Annotated in this window: 16 protein-coding genes; 2 read left to right on the forward strand and 14 right to left on the reverse strand. The window is 51.8% G+C overall.

Annotated features, from left to right (window positions below):
* Position 1: 1 nt before the first annotated feature.
* The 4 genes from JQN73_RS07385 to phnG are packed head-to-tail and all read right to left on the reverse strand — an operon-like array spanning position 2 to position 3,272.
* Complete coding sequence (locus JQN73_RS07385; RefSeq protein ID WP_205323237.1) at positions 2-928, reverse strand: alpha-D-ribose 1-methylphosphonate 5-phosphate C-P-lyase PhnJ; 927 nt, start codon at positions 926-928, stop codon at positions 2-4.
* Positions 928-2,142, reverse strand: a complete 1,215-nt coding sequence (locus JQN73_RS07390; protein ID WP_205322445.1) for a carbon-phosphorus lyase complex subunit PhnI — start codon at positions 2,140-2,142, stop codon at positions 928-930. The genes JQN73_RS07385 and JQN73_RS07390 overlap by 1 nt, the downstream gene beginning before the upstream one ends.
* A 39-nt stretch (positions 2,143-2,181) precedes the next feature.
* A complete protein-coding gene (gene phnH, locus JQN73_RS07395; RefSeq protein WP_205322446.1) occupies positions 2,182-2,799 on the reverse strand; it encodes a phosphonate C-P lyase system protein PhnH in 618 nt (205 codons plus the stop codon).
* Entirely contained in the window at positions 2,796-3,272 is a 477-nt protein-coding gene (phnG, locus tag JQN73_RS07400) for a phosphonate C-P lyase system protein PhnG (RefSeq protein ID WP_205322447.1), read from the reverse strand. Before phnG ends, phnH begins: the two co-directional genes overlap by 4 nt.
* A gap of 219 nt (positions 3,273-3,491) precedes the next feature.
* Between phnG and phnN the strand changes: the two genes are divergently transcribed.
* Positions 3,492-4,862, forward strand: coding sequence for a phosphonate metabolism protein/1,5-bisphosphokinase (PRPP-forming) PhnN (gene phnN, locus JQN73_RS07405; RefSeq protein ID WP_205322448.1), 1,371 nt, complete (start codon positions 3,492-3,494; stop codon positions 4,860-4,862).
* A 74-nt stretch (positions 4,863-4,936) separates the two neighbouring features.
* Here the strand turns inward: phnN and JQN73_RS07410 are convergent, their stop codons facing one another.
* From JQN73_RS07410 to JQN73_RS07445, 8 genes are all read right to left on the reverse strand, one after another.
* Complete coding sequence (locus JQN73_RS07410) at positions 4,937-5,806, reverse strand: D-hexose-6-phosphate mutarotase (protein WP_205322449.1); 870 nt, start codon at positions 5,804-5,806, stop codon at positions 4,937-4,939.
* A 123-nt stretch (positions 5,807-5,929) separates the two neighbouring features.
* Positions 5,930-6,430: a GNAT family N-acetyltransferase gene (locus tag JQN73_RS07415; protein ID WP_205322450.1), complete on the reverse strand. Its 501-nt coding sequence runs from the start codon at positions 6,428-6,430 to the stop codon at positions 5,930-5,932.
* 112 nt (positions 6,431-6,542) lie between these two features.
* Complete coding sequence (phnE, locus tag JQN73_RS07420; RefSeq protein ID WP_205322451.1) at positions 6,543-7,361, reverse strand: phosphonate ABC transporter, permease protein PhnE; 819 nt, start codon at positions 7,359-7,361, stop codon at positions 6,543-6,545.
* Positions 7,362-7,364: 3 nt separating this feature from the next.
* Positions 7,365-8,342, reverse strand: a complete 978-nt coding sequence (gene phnD, locus JQN73_RS07425) for a phosphonate ABC transporter substrate-binding protein (protein WP_205322452.1) — start codon at positions 8,340-8,342, stop codon at positions 7,365-7,367.
* A 113-nt stretch (positions 8,343-8,455) separates the two neighbouring features.
* Positions 8,456-9,304: a phosphonate ABC transporter ATP-binding protein gene (gene phnC / locus JQN73_RS07430; protein ID WP_240162530.1), complete on the reverse strand. Its 849-nt coding sequence runs from the start codon at positions 9,302-9,304 to the stop codon at positions 8,456-8,458.
* A gap of 279 nt (positions 9,305-9,583) precedes the next feature.
* Positions 9,584-10,555: a T6SS immunity protein Tli4 family protein gene (locus tag JQN73_RS07435; protein WP_205322453.1), complete on the reverse strand. Its 972-nt coding sequence runs from the start codon at positions 10,553-10,555 to the stop codon at positions 9,584-9,586.
* Positions 10,556-10,678: 123 nt separating this feature from the next.
* Positions 10,679-12,355 carry a hypothetical protein gene (locus JQN73_RS07440; RefSeq protein WP_205322454.1) on the reverse strand — a complete coding sequence of 559 codons (1,677 nt, stop codon included), beginning with the start codon at positions 12,353-12,355 and terminating at the stop codon, positions 10,679-10,681.
* Between the two features lie 693 nt (positions 12,356-13,048).
* The gene (locus JQN73_RS07445) at positions 13,049-14,125 is read right to left on the reverse strand and encodes a septal ring lytic transglycosylase RlpA family protein (protein WP_205322455.1); all 1,077 of its coding nucleotides are present in this window, start codon (positions 14,123-14,125) and stop codon (positions 13,049-13,051) included.
* Between the two features lie 24 nt (positions 14,126-14,149).
* Here JQN73_RS07445 and JQN73_RS07450 point away from each other — a divergent pair, with 24 nt between their 5' ends.
* On the forward strand, positions 14,150-14,359 hold the full coding sequence (locus JQN73_RS07450) for a hypothetical protein (protein WP_205322456.1): 210 nt from the start codon (positions 14,150-14,152) through the stop codon (positions 14,357-14,359).
* A gap of 50 nt (positions 14,360-14,409) precedes the next feature.
* Here JQN73_RS07450 and rodA read toward each other — a convergent pair whose 3' ends face one another.
* Together rodA and mrdA are read right to left on the reverse strand one after the other, a co-directional pair.
* Positions 14,410-15,522, reverse strand: coding sequence for a rod shape-determining protein RodA (rodA, locus tag JQN73_RS07455; protein ID WP_205322457.1), 1,113 nt, complete (start codon positions 15,520-15,522; stop codon positions 14,410-14,412).
* Between the two features lie 88 nt (positions 15,523-15,610).
* A complete protein-coding gene (gene mrdA, locus JQN73_RS07460; protein ID WP_205322458.1) occupies positions 15,611-17,593 on the reverse strand; it encodes a penicillin-binding protein 2 in 1,983 nt (660 codons plus the stop codon).
* Positions 17,594-17,623 lie beyond the last annotated feature (30 nt).

Raw genomic sequence — 17,623 nt, forward strand, 5'->3', positions numbered from 1 at the left:
ATCATGCCTCCGCAGGGGAAGGATGCGTTTCAGGAAATTGCGGCTTCGCTTGCGCGACAACACGCTGATGACAATAATCGGTATCGCTGCAAACATGCATCCGCGCCCCCTGATCATCGATGATAATCTCATCGAGAAAGGAGTCCTCAGAACTGCATAAACTACAGCACTGATCCCAGCTTTCAATCTCAAAAGGATAGTCTTCAAAGTCTAGACTTTTCACTGAAGTGTAAGGTGGAACCGCGTAAATCCGTTTTTCACGGCCGGCACCAAAAAGCTGCAAGGCCGGACTCTGATCGAGCTTCGGGTTATCGAATTTGGGGATTGGAGACGGTCGCATCATGTAGCGATTGTTGACCACCACGGGATAATCATAAGCGGTGGCTATTCTGCCCATGCGGGCAATGTCTTCATAAAGTTCCACACTCATCAGACCGTAGTCTGCCATCGCGTGCAATTTGCGCGTCTGTTGCTCACTCGGCTCAAGCCAGCGCAACGGTTCGGGAATCGGCACTTGATAGATCATGATCTGATCGGTTAATAATGGCGTTTCCGGAATTCTGTGACGGGTCTGAATCAAGGTTGCTTCGGTGGTTCGCTCGGTAGTAGCGACGCCGGTCGTGCGACGGAAAAATCGCCGGATATTCACCGCATTGGTGGTGTCATCCGAGCCTTGGTCGATCACCTTCAACACATCATCCTGACCGATCACGGCAGCGGTAACCTGTATGCCTCCCGTGCCCCAGCCATAGGGCAACGGCATCTCACGACCGCCGAAGGGCACCTGATAGCCAGGTATCGCCACCGCCTTCAAAATAGCCCGGCGGATCATGCGTTTGGTTTGCTCGTCCAGATAGGCAAAGTTATAACCGGCCTCTGGTTGTGTTGCAGCCCGGGACTGGGAAAGGGGCGCAGCAGTGCTCTCCATCATGCGGCCTTCCGTGATTCGAGACCGTCCGTTTTCGGGCGGTCAGCCTGCAAGTCCGAACATGCGTTGCCGGGGTCAGCATTCAGGGCGGCATCTACAGCATCTAAGGCATCGGCGGTCTGGCGACGCAAAGCACGAATCATATTAAGTTCGGCCTGAAAATCGACATAATGCGGCAGCTTCAAATGTTGCAGAAAACCCGAAGCCTCGACGTTGTCGGAGTGATACAGCACGAACTCAGCCATTTGGGCTGGCGAATTGGCCTCTTCACCTAACTCCTGGCAACGCAGGGTTCGGTCCATCAATCCCATCGCAATCACCTTGCGCTCGTTATAACCGAAGGTTAATCCGTAACCCCGCGTAAAGCGCGCAGGTTCCGTACGGGAGCCAGCGAACTGATTCACCATCTGGCACTCGGTAATTTCGATATCACCAATATCGATGGCAAAGCCCAGTTCTTCCGGCATCACTTCAACAGTGACTTTTCCATGGCGTATTTCGCCCGCAAACGGATGGCTGTTGGCATAACCACGCTGCGTTGAATAAGCCATCGCCAGGACAAAACCTTCATCCGCGCGCGCCAGATTTTGAAGTCGTATATCGCGTTGCGCAGGAAACGCCAACGGATCTCGGGTTAAATCACCCGGCGCTGGATCGCCTTCGGGGATAAGCTCCTGCTCAATCAAACCTTCGGCGTTCAAAAAATCCAGTACCCGTGGCATCGCGGCGCTATAGGTATTTTGAACCGCACTTTCGCTGGATGCGGTTGACGGTTGCGGTTTTTCCAGTGGGACTTGCAGCGTCGATTCTGCGGCCAGTGAAAAGTCCAGCAAGCGCTGGGTGTAGTCGTACGTTGCGCCTAATATTTGCCCACCCGGAACGTCTTTGAATGTGCCTGAAATGCGCCTCTCTATGACCATCGTCGCGGTATCAAGCGGCAAGGTGGATAACAGACGCGGCAAGGTCGTGCGATAGGCCCGCAACAAGAATATCGCCTCCATCAGATCACCGCTGGCCTGCTTGATCGCCAGTGCGGCCAGATCTCGGTCGTACAACGATCCTTCCGTCATCACACGGGCGACCGCCAGCGGCATTTGTTCACGTATTTGTGCAACCGTTAGCTCCGGTAGCGCAGGATCTCCGCGGCGGGTGCGCGCTAGCGCTAAATAGGATTCTTCGATGGCCTTTTCGCCACCTTTGACTGCAACATACATACGGGTCACTCCATCAAACTACGTGGTTGCTGGTGCCGCTCACAATCTTGGTACGGCGATATTGGTGGTGCGTGGCAGACCAAGGATTTGAGACCCATGGCAAAAAATAAGGTCAACCCCGAGAGGAAATCCATCAACATTTTTTTGCCAGATTGCGTCGAAATGTTCAGGCAGTCCTGCCACATTCATCAAGCGCTCGTGCGGAATTCCCGGACCGGATAATGTCCGCGCCGGCCCACCGCTGAAACCCTGCACCTGGACCAATAGAGTGGTCGAACGATCTGGATATTCCATGGTGCCACGCGCGAACTCTTCAAAAATGTGCTCAGCGAGAAGCCGTGGATCAGTTATCACGGCAAAGGTCGCCCGCGTGGCATCTGCTACCAATTGACAACCGCAATGAAAGCGCAAATAGTCTTTAAGCGGCTCCGTACTTGCGCTATCGTCGAGCCAAACCGTGGTCTCGCCATCTGCGAGAGTCAGGCAGAGCGCGATGGTTGACAGAAATAACGGAGCCGGTGCTTGAATATCGACCATCAAAGTTTGAATCACCCCCGGCTCCGACAAGGCTTTCAGTACAGCCCGAAAGGTGGATTGCGATGCATGAACGGGATCATTCCACGCTGGCAAGAGTGCAGACTTCAAGAGCGCGCTCATTCGTTCTCTCCCCGAACCATCGTCATAAAATCGACCTTCGTTACCGCCGCACGCGCTTCTGCCAAAACACGTTGCGCAGCTAGTGCATGCCTGATCGGCACCAGGATCATTTGCTCGATCTGTTTCGCGCTGTCGCTCTGCATCAAAGCGTCGAACAAAGCTGCCCATTCTGCATGTTGCGCATCGCGTCCGGCAACGTAAGAAACACCCATCTGGCCGGAAGACAAGCGCAATGCACAACGTGTCAAAGACATTTCACCCAGATTGAATTGCTGGCCGGTGCCGCCAGTGCGAGCACGCACCATCGCTAGCCCGATCTCCGGACGGCGTAACCAGGTATAAGCAGGAAGCAGTCCGTATTGCTGCGTATATTGACTTACCGCTGCGATTAAAACGGACGTTGGTGCTTTAGCCAGCAATGACATCCAGGACGCACGCGCCGACTGCGCTATATCAATTGTTTGAGATTCCATTCGATCATTGAAACATCGTAATGTTAAGGCTTGATGACATTGCAGCGGTGCATCCCTTTTTGATAGCCAAATAGCTTCCCATGTCAAAGCGCAGTAACAATCGCAACTTAAACTATTGGTAGATCCAGTGTATATTTTCTGCATTGCATTGCTTCTTGCTTTCGATATCGTTTGATATCGATGCGAACCGACTTTTGCTTTGATTTCGCACCCAATCTTATGACCGATAACGGATTTAACACCCCAGCCGAGAATTCCTGCGACGCTAACTCTTCGGGGGCTAATGTCAATGAGAATCCCCGCTACGCTTTGTATTTCGCACCGATCCACAACGACGCCTGGTGGAATGCGGGAATGCATTGGTTAGGCCGGGATGCCGCCACCAATCTCACGGTCGCGCAACCCGGCGTCGCCAATGGTTCAAGCGCGAACTTGCATCAATTAACCACTGATGCACGTCGATATGGATTTCACGCCACCTTGAAGGCACCGTTTCGGTTGGAAAATGGCTTTTCCGAGGCCCATCTGGTCGCGATGGCGCACTCCTTTTCCAGTTTGCAAAATGCATTCGAAGTGAAAGACCTTGGTGTGCATCGTTTAGGAAATTTTCTGGCGTTGCAAACCACAGACCCCGCTAGCAAACAACAGATCAGTGCCCTTGCCATGCGTTGTGTACGTTATTTCGATTTGCTTAGAGCACCGCCCACCAAAGCTGAACTCACCAAGCGCAGAAAAACGACATTAAGTGATCGCCAGGAAGCGCTCCTTGCACAATGGGGCTACCAATACACCGAAGAAGAATATCGCTTCCATCTGACGCTGACCGATTCGCTGGTATCGCAGGACAAGGAGTTCGCGGCGGCTATCCGCCGCGCTGCGGAAAAATGCTTCTCCACGGCCGTAGCGACAACGAAGCCCTTTATGATTGATGGCCTGACTATTTTCAAGGAATCTTTTCCCGGCGCGGCGATGACGATCTGGAAGCACTTCCCTTTCCGCCCCGCTCCCGATGCTACATCAATCGCAGGGCCGGATTTCCCCCAGCAAGGCCGCCTGTTCTTTGTGGTTGGACCATCCGGAGTGGGCAAAGACGCGTTATTGCAATGGGTACAGGCCCGGTTGCCGGAAGAGACGAACGTCGTTTTTTCGCAGCGGTGCGTCACTCGCCCGGCTCATGCCAGCGAGGTGCATCATGTCATGACTTCGGATCAATTTTTTCAAGCCGAGCAAGGAGGGGCTTTTAGCATGACATGGCAGGCTAACGAGACACGCTACGGCATACCGCGAGGGATTGAAGCGGACTTGAAAGCGGGCAAGGATGTGGTCGTTAACGGGTCACGCGAGTACGTGCCGCAACTAAGGCAGTTATTTCCTAATGCGACGGTTATCTGGATTGTTGCAAGCCCTGACATCATCAGAAGGCGCATCGAAAATCGACAGCGTGAATCCGGCGTGGCACTGGAAAATCGTTTGTTACGGAGTGTAGCGTTCGGTGCCAACCAGGACGAAAATATCATCTATATCGACAATAGCGGGCCGATTGACATTGCCGGTAGTCAACTGGCAGATATTTTTTCTGCCAAAACTTAATTTCCCGTCTACATTGCCTTTGGTCGCAGACCAGAGGCAATGTATTTAGTTGGTTAAATTTGCTTTTAGGTTGTCTAGCGCAAAGTCTGGGCCGTAAGGTGCTGCTGCCCACTCCATTGATGGCCAGCAGCCAGTATCACCGGCTTTTCTATGGCCGCCGCTTCAATACAAACAAAATCTTTGTACGCATCATCGTTAAGATCCGAGATAGTCTTGCTGCCGTCGCTCCACGGATTCCACACCACAACATCTGCAAAGCCGACTTGCTGTGACGTGATCGAATGGTTTTCCACCGTCAACACAACAGGCTCGCGGACCTGGAAAAAAATACAATCCACCTCCGATTCGATACGCAACTCGCCATGCTCATCGAAGTTCAGACGACTACCTGCAACACTATTTTCAGCAGGCAAGCCAGATAATCCATGGATGGATGCCTGCGCAACGTCGGCGACCAAATAAGAATGTAAAGCACCGGTAAAGCTGAAGGTTTCCGCTCCAGTATTGGCTACCGTGAGCGTGGTATTAATTGATTCCCCTGAAAACGTGACATGCAGGTCGAGTTTAAAGTTGTAAGGGAACAGCAGTCTGGATTCCACCGACTCGCGCAGAGTGAGATGAATAAATCCATCGCCATTTTCACACATACGGGTGGCCGCAAGCGTCCACAGCGAAGTCCGCGCAAAACCGTGCTTCGGCAATGGTCCCCGATTTGCAAACTGCGGGAAGATTACTGGAATGCCGCCGCGAATCGCAGTAGCCCCGTCCCACTTGGTGAGCGCACTCAAAAACAGGCGCTCGACACCATCGGCGGTGCGCCATGAGCAAACATGTCCACCGTGTAACGACACGGAAATTTCAGCGCCATCGCGAGATCTCAGCGTCACCAGATCACTCGGCAAGTGGGCGTCTTCTGATTTTTTTGGTTGCAGATCGGAATGCATAATGTGTGCCTTGCTTTGAGATCGAGGAAAATTGCAGAAAATTGCAGAAATTTTCAGATAATCAGACATTCCAAAAGATTGCCGTGCATGAATTTTCTTCAACTTGATGGAAACTGAGTAATGCTAAAGCGGCAACGCAAAACTAATCCCATGTTGCTGGAAACCGTAAGTTTCATAAAAGCGATGGGCGTCCATGCGTTTGAGATTCGATGATAGCGCGATTTTGTAACACCCATCGTCAGCGGCTATTTTACAAGCGTGCTCCAACATCGCGCTACCAATGCCCTGCCCGCGACTGTGCCGACTGATGACGACAGCATCCAGCACAGCTTGCTCGCTGCCATCGTGTGCCAGACTACAAAAAATCAGCAGACTGAACGTGCCCACAACGATGCCGTCATAAAAGATCAAGAATACGCGGAAATTAGGATAAGAGGCCATGCGCGCCACAATATCGCGTGCGCCTTCGATACTGAGTCGCGCCATATTTTCTGATTGCTCTCCCGGCTCGTCCATCTCAGCCAGCAGCGCGACCAGTGTCGCAGCATCATCAACCGTCGCAAGTCGTATCACTATATGACGGGAAGTCGGATTGTCAGAATCGATAACAGTAGGGATTATCATAAATAAAGGGGAAAGTAATAAAGCGCTGTTTCCCAAGGATAACAGCTTCTTTACCCCTCGTTTTGGTATCGCTGATTGGATGCCGCTAAAACATTCGTGCAGATACCCGCGGTTAAATAAATAATTTTCGCAAGCGCGAAGAGCCTAGATCAATCAACGTCACTGCCACAACCACGATCAATAAGACTGCACAAGTTTGCGCATACTCAAAGCTACGAATCACCTCCCACAAGATAACGCCGATACCGCCTGCACCGACCATTCCGAGCACCGTCGCAGAGCGAACGTTCGCCTCGAAGCGATACAGAATGTAAGAGATCCACAACGGCATTACCTGTGGTAACACGCCAAAAACGATCTCTTCCAGCGCGTGTGCACCGGTTGCACGAATTCCTTCAACCGGCTGCGGATCAATCGCTTCCACCGCCTCGGAAAATAATTTTGATAAGGTTCCGGTGGTGGCAACAAAGAGTGCCAGTACTCCGGCAAAAGGGCCAAGTCCCACGGCCACAACAAACAACATCGCAAACACCATTTCGTTGATCGCGCGCGCCGCGTCCATCAAACGCCGCACCGGCTGACTGACCCATGCCGGCGCAATATTCGACGATGCCAACAGGCCACATGGCACCGCACAGACGACGGCCAGGGCTGTGCCCCACACAGCGATTTGCATGGTCACCAGCATTTCTTCCAGATAGACTCTCCAATCATGAAAATCCGGCGGAAAGAAGCTGGCTGCATACACGCCCATGTTGCTTCCATCCCTCAACAGCTCCAGCGGTCGCATATCTGCTCCCCTCCAGGAGGCCAGCAAAATCGCCACCAATACTCCCCAAAGCAAAGTGCGTGCAAGCGGCTGCCCGGGGGGTAGCGGCAGCGTATGATGAGCGCTGGTTTTCTGCATTTTTGAAGGAGCTAACGTCGTCATTTTTTACGCTTTTGCCAGTTCGGTCAGCTTACGGTCGATATCATCCAGTTTTGCTTTCTTTTCATCGACATTCAGATTGGTGTCAGCTTCGATTTTGTTTTTGTCCTTGAACAATTCAAGCTGACGCACTGGATTCAACTGCGCGTCGCTGGAGTCTTTAAAACCGCTAAATTGTAGCTTTTCCAATTGCACCTTTTCCTGGGCAGCATTTGGACCTGTGCGGCCGTAGTTCAGAAAGAAATCCTTGATCTTGATTTTGGTTGCGGCTGGCAAATCTTTACGCCAGACCAAAGGATCAGCGGCGATAAGCGGAGATTTCCAGATTACGCGCACTTTACTCGCCGTATCCGGTTGGCGTGCGGTTATACGCTCCATCGTGTCGGAGGCGAACACCGCAGCATCGACCTGCTTGTTAGCGACAGCCAAAATATTCGACTCATGATTTGCGCTGCGGATGGTTTTGAACGTAGTCTTTGAGTCGAGATTATTTTTCGCAAAAATGTAATAACTGGGAACGAGGAAGCCAGAAGTTGAATTTGGATCCCCGATGCCGAAGTTCAGACTCTTGGCATTTTTCAGGACATCTTCAATACTTTTAATCGGGCTATCCTTATTTACGCCAACCAAGCTGTAGTAACCTTCCGAGCCATCGGGATTGACTACATGCGCAAACACTTCACCGCTGGCGCGATCAACCGCTTCCATCGCCGACTTGTTACCAAACCATGCCATCTGCACCTTTCCAAAGCGCATACCTTCAATGATACCGGCATAGTCAGACGCAAAAAAAGCATTCACTTTCATGCCCAACTTTTTGCTCATTTCATCCAGAACGGGCTGCCAATCCTGCTTGAGATTCTTTGACGATTCGGTAGAAATGATACCGAAATTAATGACCTTTTCTGCATCCTGCGCGTGCACGACGCCCGCTGCAAGAATCGCAAACGCGATTACAGCGGTGGAGAGTATTTTCTTAAGCATGTCGGTACCTTGATTGAAGGTTAAATGAGATTAAAAGGAGACATTTGTTGGTTTGATCGAACACCAACCGATATTGTTCATCAGTCGAATTGAAGCGAAATTCAAGGGTATATCTATGCCAAAGCGACTTTGATTCTGGCCGTATCAAAGATGGTCGGGACATCAATCTTCGGGCGGGTTAAGGAATTCGATCCGCCGAGAATATCCTCTGCTTCGGTACCGTATAATTCACGTAACATGTGTTCGGTCAATGCGGCAGACGGGCCGTCGTAGACCACCCGACCTTTGTTGAGTGCCACGGTGCGGGTGCAAAAGCGCAAAGCCACATCGACTTGATGCAGCGACACAATGATCGTCGTGCCATCCTCGCGATTCAGGTCTGCCAACGTTTGCATCACGCGGCGCGCAGATTCCGGATCGAGCGAGGCAATCGGCTCATCGGCGAGGACAATGCGTGCTTTTTGCACAATTGTACGAGCGATCGCGGCCCGTTGCTGCTGACCGCCAGATAATGCCGAAGCACGCTTGTACGCATGATCGGAGATACCCACGCGCGCTAGCGCCGCCATCCCCTGTGCTTTTTCTTCCGCAGTGAAAAGCTTAAAGCAACTACGCCAGAGCGGCATGCGCGACAGCCCACCAGTCAAGACATTAGTCAGGACAGGCAGACGACCAACCAAATTAAATTGCTGAAATACGAACCCAATATTTGCGCGCACCGCACGAATGTTGCGATTGATCAAACCGTTCTGTTGCACCGGCTGCCCATTGACGTGCACTTCGCCACCGTCGACATCGGCTGCCATCAATCCCGACAGATGACGTAACAACGTTGACTTCCCGGAACCGGAAGCACCAATAAGTGCGACCATTTCTCCTGATTTGAACGACAGGCTGACCTGATTCAATGCCTTAAATCCGCCCCGAAATGTTTTCGACAAACCGTTAATTTCAAGCATCATTTTTAGTACCAATCTGTGTTGAACAAAGATGGAGCGCGTCATCAACAGGATGCGCAGCATGAATGCTCGAAGTATCACCATCAAATATGTCATGCGTATGAAAATCACATGACGATTTGATGACTTGGGATTGGCTAACAGTTAAATAAGATACTCCGCGGGTGACGCATAATCCACTGGTAAGCATCAGCACAACAACAAATATCGCGCGCCGTATAATATTTTTCGTGATGCCGGCAACACTTGTTAGTTGGACTATGAACTGCTATCAGGCAAAAATTATGCCGCGTTCGGCCGCAGACGGGTTCCCTGAAGAAGAGCCTCCCACAAATCAAGCGCTTCCTGTTCCGTTAACGCTGAAGTTTGACGTGCGTTTGTTTTGGCATCGCGTGTTTCACCCCCCACTCTCAACTGGAGATAGGCATGCGGTTGAGTGACATGCATGGGCTCCCCGTCGTTAGCAATCTGCCCCTTGAACTCCCACACGAAATTGTAGGCGGTAATGGCCCCTGCGGTAACCTTCAAGAGCCATTCCTGGCCATCCATTCCGGCGACCGTGCGTTCTCCGTCGCGTATCGTGCTCGTATGGCCGATCAGCTTGCCGAGGGCTTGTACGAAGAATGATTTACGATCAAGCAGCTTATCGTCGACCTTTACGGTGGGTCGCGTTTCGATACCGAAAATCATTCCGCCTAGGGTAGACGGTCGTTCGAAATAGGCTGTTACCGATTCGTTATATTTCTGCAGCCCCTTGACTAAGCCTCCATCGAAGCAAAAGCCTGGCTTCGTCGATATCTCTGTGTTAAGGCGACCAGAGACTCTGGGAAGCACATCCTTCGCGACGTCAATGGCGTCTTCGATCATCTCAAAGCTAGTAAGAGGAGTGGCAAAAAGCAATGTGTCATTGGACCAAACATAGCCCTCGCTCATATATGACAATCTCAATCTATCCCTTGACGTCTCGTTATACACAAGCAAACGTGAATTCGATTCAATTGCCATATTTGTTTCCAGCCACGGGATATCGGTTAGTAGAACAGTTTTTCCCGAATAATCCTTACGTTTTTTTGATAGCAAAACTGCCACCCGTTCGTTAACAATATGATCAAAACTGTAGCGCATGACAGAGGGCGTTGACCTCAACTCATGTCCAGCGTAATGATATTCATCGGTCTTCAATTGCATTTCGGTGGGTATGTCTATAACGAACCGTCCAATGCAAAGGGTCCTCGGATTTTTCATCCATTTCATTGGTGTCTCCTGATGAGCAGGGTTGTTGGTTGTGCAACCGGCGATCAGCCCGGAACAGAGTAAGCACGACGCTATGGCGTGCTTTTCGAGGATGGCACTTGCGATTATTTTTAACATCGCTTTCTAAGGTCCCGTAGATACAATCGATTGTGAGATTTGCGCGACACCATACAAGGCTGCCCATCGCGCCCATGGGTGGTTGTAACAAAACTGATGGTCATAACCGGCCTGTTTAAACGACTGCCGTACGCCATTTGCGCTGTTTTGTTTTGCTGCAGATGGCGCAGGAACAGTACCGTCACCGGCTTGATCGGGGCCTCGTACCGTCAGCGTTACTATCTGACCGCGCACGTTAATTTTCCATACACCGCGATGGTTATCACTCACCAATGTGGCGGCACGTAGGTCAGCAGCGGTCGTTCCTACTGGTAAAGAACCGCGCCAACGCACGATTCCGTAGGTTCGCAATTCTTCGTCTGTTCTGGTGCTTACGGTATGGTCCGAGGAGGCACCCTCGCCATACAGGGCATAAGTGCGGGGATGGTACTGGCCACCGATGGATGCTTGAAATTGATTCGCATTCTTTATTGCATCCACAAATACACCACGTACCGTCGACGTTTTCTTGGACATCTGAATATCATTTTTTATAATCCCAGCAGGATCAATCAACGCCTCATTCGAATCAGGAATCAAGGCATACCACGCCGTACTATCGTAAAGTTCCTCTGCCGCAGACGCTTGCGGTAACGCCAGCACGTCGTTTCCGTCATCATCCTGAATAAACCACCACGGTTTTCCATCCAGATAATCCGGCATCGGCATAAGTTCAAGCGCAGCGGGCGAACTGGCCGAGACGGCGGTCCACTCATCCGCGTTGGCACCGAAAAACGACCTTTCCACAAAGCCGCCCTCAACTCCCGTCCTAAAGCGCTTGGCCGCTATTGGCGCGCCCCTCGCAGGCTGTGCGCCATGGACGATGCCAACGATCAAATCTCTACTTTCCGGTATCAGCGCATTCATGCCACGCGCTACAATGCCACCCATTGAATGGGTGACGACAATTGCTTTTTCTGCGCCGTATTGCTTACAAATTTTTTGAATACGAATAAATACGTCCGCTGCTGACTGCGCGTTTGACTGTGCCCAGTTGTACCCTACTGCAAACACCGGATATTGATGTGCCGCAAATACCTTCAGCGACGCAACATCCATCGTCTCTCCGTCCATAACCGCACCATACCGGCTGGGAGCAGTACCGAGTATGGCTGTCGGTAGCAATTTCGGATTGTGTTCACTTTCGGCCGACTGAGGACTAACCCAGTCACCCACCGGTTCTCCATACAGCATCGGGTTATTTAACTGGACTTGCAGGTAGGCCAGGATACCGTGATAACTGTCCTTGTGGACTTCTCCCCACCCACGTGACTTTGCATCCTCCTTTGTTAATCCACTTTCACCAACGTCAATCGTCCCAGTGTTATCCACCGCCATATTTTTTGGATTCAGGCGTTTCTGGCGATCCGCAGCTCCCCTGAAAGCCCATCCCAGGAGCGACAAAATGGCGTCAATAAGCTCGATGGGTCCGCCCATATTGGGTGCTATCCATGCCGCCCCGCCATCGCCCGTTTTCAGATTGGTTCCCATAACACCTGGCAAAAAAATTACCGGTACGATCGGTCGCGGGTCGCAATCTATGATTTTGATAGACTTGTTTGCTGTTGGCGTCAAACAAACGTGTGCTTCCTGCATACCCCGCTCATTGAGTCGGGAAGAAATAATCGTGGGAGCCTCGCTCATGCCGGATCTCCGGGTATCGGCACACGAATATTCAGCGCGTAGGGTTGCAACACTTGCAAGCTCAACGATGTCGACGACGCGGTTATGTCCATGAAATTATCTCCATTAGGGCTATGCTGGAAGTCCCGTCAATATTTCCCGAGATCATTTTTGCATAGATCAATAGCCAGTTTTTGCACGGCACTGCGCTAGTCTAGGCAATTACTTAGACTCGCCCTGCAAGACATATTTTTTGCATTGGCGTTAATGGGCGCGGCCTAGGAGCTGACCGCGCTTGATCAAATAGTCACAAAATGACGTTAATTTTTGTCCCGTTCTGGTTTTATTGTTTGAATTGTAGAGGGGGAAAATTTAACGCACGAGGTTATCGGCAGGCAGGCCGCTCAATCGAAAAACCGTCAGGAAACCGGTGGGCTAAGGTCGAGCGTAACGGGAGGCGTGGATGGTGTGGCTGGTATGGATGGTGCGGATGGCGTGGCTGGCGTTGCCCTGCATCGTAATCAGGAGGAACTATGCGTTTTCGTGCATGTATCTCTTTGACTCGCGTACGCAATGACGTTTGATCGTAGAAAGGTACGATCACGACTGATACAACAGTAGATCAACAATCGTCGCGTGCATGCGACGATTGCTTAAAAAGTTAAATGGCGCTTAAGTAGCTTTTACGTAGCACCAGAGAGTACTCGAATAAATTTACTTTAATACGATGATGGCATTAACCGCGGCACGTTGGCGCACCAGTGCTGCTGCTTCTTCCGCGGCTGGGCGTGTGGCATAAGGCCCAGCGTATAAACGATAAATGCCGCCGACGGCCACATCATCTAATGCGTCTGTACTGACAATTCCCGGCAGCTGCTGCAACAATCGTTGTCGCTCCATCTCAGCATTCGGTTGTCGGGAGAATGCGCCCAGTTGCAAATAATAACCTTGCGAACCTTGTGCTGTTGGGTTGCTTTGACTTTTTTCCCGATGTTCGTCTGGCCGGTTGGCGATACTGTCTGCGCCTGCTACGTCGCTCACTAGACCTGGTTGTGGACGCGGTGACGCCATTAATTCCAGTGCCGTGCTGTCTACTGATGGACTGTTCACCGCCATGGCTGTGGCACCGTCCAATGGATCCGGCACAGACGCGCCGGTCGATTTGTTCATTGCAAGAATGTCGGCTGGTAGCAGTCGTTCTACTTCGAGTTCACTACTGCCGCTGCCAAGGTAACCCAACCTCAGCGCTGCCGTGTAGGATAAATCGATAATTCTGGTTGAGTGGAATGGTCCGCGATCATTGATGCGAACAATGATCTGTTTGCCCGTTTTGAGGTTCGTCACGCGCGCGTATGAAGGAATGGGTAAAGTCGGGTGCGCCGCCGTCATTTTGTACATGTCGTAAGGCTCGCCCGACGAGGTGCGTTGTTTGTGAAATTTCTTGCCGTACCAACTACCAATGCCGCGCTGTTTAAACGGTTTGTCGTCGATCAAAGGGGTGTAGGTTTTGCCGAATACGACGTAAGGCTTATTACCGGTACGCGAATAAGGCTCAATCGTGGGAACCGCATCGGCGGTGTTCTGCAACCCCTCCGGGATGTCATCGCCGGGACCATCATCCTTATAGTATCCGCCCCGACCTGAACCCGCTGCGGGCATCACCGGCGCGCCCGAGGCCGACCGTGAAGAGGAGGACGACTTGGAAGGTGTTGAGGGCCCCGAGCGGCCATCGGGAGCTGTTGGCGCGGTACTGCAGCCGGCGACGATCAACAGCGGCACCAAGGCGCTCATTATTCGGCGCAATTCGACAAATCGGTGGCCGACATATCGGTGGCCGGCAAATCGGTGGCCTGCACTCCGGTGGTCGGCACTCCGGTGGCCGGCATCCCGGTGGCCGGCAAATCGGTGGCCAAGATACGGATGGCGAGAAAAAAAATTGAGGATGCAAAATGTCATGACGTTTTCCTTGGCAATCGGATCCATCTGATCGACGCCGGGTTGGTGACAAGGCAGCGCAAAAAATAGTCAGTAAACCACCAACGAATAATCGACCATCGACCCGCCGCCAGCGACGCTCAGGTCTGAATCAATTTACGGTGCCGTTGGATACTCATCAAAATTCCAGCGCCCAGTCCGAGCGTCACCAATGCAGTACCGCCGTAGCTCAAGAACGGTAACGGCACCCCGACCACTGGAAGAATACCACTGACCATTCCCATATTAACAAACGCGTATGTGAAGAAAATCATCGTGATGGATCCGGCCAGCAAACGCGTGAACATGGTTGGCGCGTTGGCTGCGATCATCAGCCCGCGGGCGATCAGTAAAATATACAGGAACAACAAAATGCTATTCCCGATCAAACCAAACTCTTCCGAGAACACTGCAAAAATAAAATCGGTGGTGCGCTCGGGGATAAACTCCAGATGCGACTGCGTCCCCTTAAGCCAACCTTTGCCAAAAATGCCGCCGGAACCAACTGCAATCGTTGATTGAATAATGTGAAAACCTTTTCCGAGGGGATCGGATGTCGGGTCGATCAACATCATCACGCGTTGGCGTTGATAGTCGTGCAACACGGTCCAGACGACCGGTAAGCTGGCACCCACCGCAATCACCAGGCCGACCAAAACCCGCCAGCTTAATCCCGCCAGAAAGATGACATAAAATCCAGCTGCCAGCACCAACGTCCCGGTACCCAAATCCGGCTGGCGAATAATCAGCCCGACCGGCACGACCAACAGGAGTCCGGCCACCAGATAGTCACGCCAGGAAATCATGCCTTCGCGTTTCTGAAAATACCATGCGAGCATCAATGGCATGGCAATCTTCATAATCTCGGAAGGTTGGATCACGACGCCAAAATTTATCCAGCGGCGTGCGCCTTTTTTGACCATGCCAAACATCGCTACTGCGACCAGTAAAGCCACGCCGACGGTATAAATGGGAACCGAAAATCGCATCAGGGTTTGCGGCGGGATACTGGCGGCGACCCACATTACAATAAATGCCACCAAAATATTTCGCAGTTGGTCCTCTACGCGTCCCGGAAAATCAATTCCAGCCGAGTACAAGGTCACGATTCCGACCGACAAGATCAAAAAAATGATCAGCGATAAAGGTCCATCAAAGATCGCAACATGCGATTTGATCTGACGCCACCAGGAACTTTTTGGAGAAAAATTCATTGTTTCGTTCTAATTAAGCGACAAGTTCAAATAGCAAATAAATGCAACACTCGCGGAGCGAGCCGATGCTGCAGCGTGCAATACGACATCACTCGCGATTTCCTGGTGTTTCCGCGCCCGGCTTATAAGACTCATCATCGCCGGTATCCGGTTTGCCTTCGGTAGCCGGCGACTGCTCGTCCAGCGGAGGCATCACGACGCTCGGCTTATCGGTGTCACCCGGCCGTTTTCCAAGCAAATAGTAATCCAATGCTTTACGCGCGATTGGCGCTGCAGCGGCCGCACCGAAGCCGCCATTTTCGACAATCACAGCGATGGCAATGGTTGGCTTGTCGGCCGGAGCAAACGCTGTATACAACGCATGGTCGCGGAAGCGTTCACCGACGGCGTGCTGGTTGTATTTTTCATTTTGTTTGATCGTAAATACCTGCGCGGTTCCGGTCTTGCCGCCTGACTCGTAACCCGCCCCGGCAAAAACCCGCGCTGCTGTACCGGCGTGCGTAACGCCCACCATCGCACGTTTGATAAAGTCGATATTTTCCTGCTTTAACGGAATCCTGAAGCTTTCTTTCGGCACCGTCTCGGTATGTGCATGGGTCACACCATCCTCGATGATCTTTACCAGATGCGGCTTCATTACAATGCCATTATTGACTAGCGTGGCGGTCGCATGGGCGATCTGTAGCGGTGTAAAAGTATTAAATCCCTGGCCGATACCCAGAGAAACAGTATCACCGCCTTGCCATTTCTGACGTGCGACTGTTTTAAAGGCGGATCGCTTCCATGCGGTCGATGGCAGCAAGCCAGTGCGCTCATGCTCCAGATCGATCCCGGTGAGCTGACCGAAGCCGAACGGCTTCATGAAGTCATGGATGGCATCAACACCCAAGTCGTTGGCTAACATATAGAAATAGGTGTCGCATGATTCGACAATTGCCTTATACATGTCTACCACGCCGTGCCCGCCAACTTTATCATCGCGGAAACGGTGACCACCGAGCATGAAAAAGCCTTGATCCCGGATAGTCTGCTGCGGCGTACGCTTGCCCAACTCGAGCCCGGCCAGTGCCATAAATGGCTTATAAGTTGAACCTGGGGGATACGCGCCGTTCATTGGACGATTGATCAGCGGATGATCCGGCGAATTCAGGAGTTCGTTCCAACTTTGCTGATCAATGCCGTCGACAAACAGGTTCAAATCATAGGTTGGTTGCGACACATAGGCCAGAATGTCGCCCGTGGCCGGATCAATGGCGACCAGCGCGCCTCGATGATCGCCAAAAGCTTGCTGTACGATTTTTTGCAATTCGATATCGATGGAAAGAATCAGATTGTTACCCGGTATGGCAGATGTACGCGACAACGTGCGGACCGCACGGCCACTCGCGGACACTTCGATTTCCTGATAACCCGTAGTACCGTGCAATTGGGTCTCGTAGCTCTTTTCCAAGCCTTCCTTGCCGATGTAATCGGTGCCTTTATAGTTGGCCGAACCGTCGTTATCCTCAAGCGCTTTTGCATCATCCGGGCTAATGCGTCCGATATAGCCAATTACGTGCGCGGCAACGTCGCCGAGCGGATATTCGCGGAACAAACGCGCCTGCACGTCAACGCCGGGGAAACGATAACGCTGAACTGTGAATTTGGCGACCTCTTCATCGGTAAGCCGCGTGCGGATAGGCAAGCTGGCGAAGCTTTTTGAATCATCCATCAATTTTTTAAAGCGCCGTCGGTCCTTCGGCCCGATTTCAATCAACTTAGACAAATCATCAATCACGTCTTCCAGTTTGCCGTTGATTTTTGAGCGGGTGATTTCGAGTGTATACGCCGAATAGTTGCGCGCCAGCACCACTCCGTTACGGTCCAGAATGAGTCCACGATTAGGGACTATCGGGACTAAGGAGATACGGTTTTCTTCGGCTTGTGCCGCGTAGACGTCGTGACGGATAACCTGCAGCCAGACAAAACGCGCGACCAGGAGCGAAAAGCAAAATAGAACGAACACCACCACCGCGGCGATCCGCATTCGGAAGTTGTGGAGTTCGCGTTCGGTATTCTTAAATTCTGTCATGAGGTTTGCACCGTGAGATTCTGGCGCAGA

The organism is Glaciimonas sp. PAMC28666 (genome assembly GCF_016917355.1).
Lineage (GTDB): Bacteria > Pseudomonadota > Gammaproteobacteria > Burkholderiales > Burkholderiaceae_D > Glaciimonas.

Coding starts and splice junctions, on each gene's coding strand:
- phnG (WP_205322447.1), bottom strand. CDS start 3,272: ATGGAATCTCAAACAATTGATATAGCGCAGTCGGCGCGTGCGTCCTGG.
- rodA (WP_205322457.1), bottom strand. CDS start 15,522: ATGAATTTTTCTCCAAAAAGTTCCTGGTGGCGTCAGATCAAATCGCAT.
- phnN (WP_205322448.1), top strand. CDS start 3,492: ATGACCGATAACGGATTTAACACCCCAGCCGAGAATTCCTGCGACGCT.
- JQN73_RS07415 (WP_205322450.1), bottom strand. CDS start 6,430: ATGATAATCCCTACTGTTATCGATTCTGACAATCCGACTTCCCGTCAT.
- phnD (WP_205322452.1), bottom strand. CDS start 8,342: ATGCTTAAGAAAATACTCTCCACCGCTGTAATCGCGTTTGCGATTCTT.
- phnE (WP_205322451.1), bottom strand. CDS start 7,361: ATGACGACGTTAGCTCCTTCAAAAATGCAGAAAACCAGCGCTCATCAT.
- JQN73_RS07410 (WP_205322449.1), bottom strand. CDS start 5,806: ATGCATTCCGATCTGCAACCAAAAAAATCAGAAGACGCCCACTTGCCG.
- JQN73_RS07435 (WP_205322453.1), bottom strand. CDS start 10,555: ATGAAATGGATGAAAAATCCGAGGACCCTTTGCATTGGACGGTTCGTT.
- phnC (WP_240162530.1), bottom strand. CDS start 9,304: ATGATGCTTGAAATTAACGGTTTGTCGAAAACATTTCGGGGCGGATTT.
- JQN73_RS07390 (WP_205322445.1), bottom strand. CDS start 2,142: ATGTATGTTGCAGTCAAAGGTGGCGAAAAGGCCATCGAAGAATCCTAT.
- JQN73_RS07385 (WP_205323237.1), bottom strand. CDS start 928: ATGGAGAGCACTGCTGCGCCCCTTTCCCAGTCCCGGGCTGCAACACAA.
- JQN73_RS07445 (WP_205322455.1), bottom strand. CDS start 14,125: ATGAGCGCCTTGGTGCCGCTGTTGATCGTCGCCGGCTGCAGTACCGCG.
- phnH (WP_205322446.1), bottom strand. CDS start 2,799: ATGAGCGCGCTCTTGAAGTCTGCACTCTTGCCAGCGTGGAATGATCCC.
- JQN73_RS07440 (WP_205322454.1), bottom strand. CDS start 12,355: ATGAGCGAGGCTCCCACGATTATTTCTTCCCGACTCAATGAGCGGGGT.
- mrdA (WP_205322458.1), bottom strand. CDS start 17,593: ATGACAGAATTTAAGAATACCGAACGCGAACTCCACAACTTCCGAATG.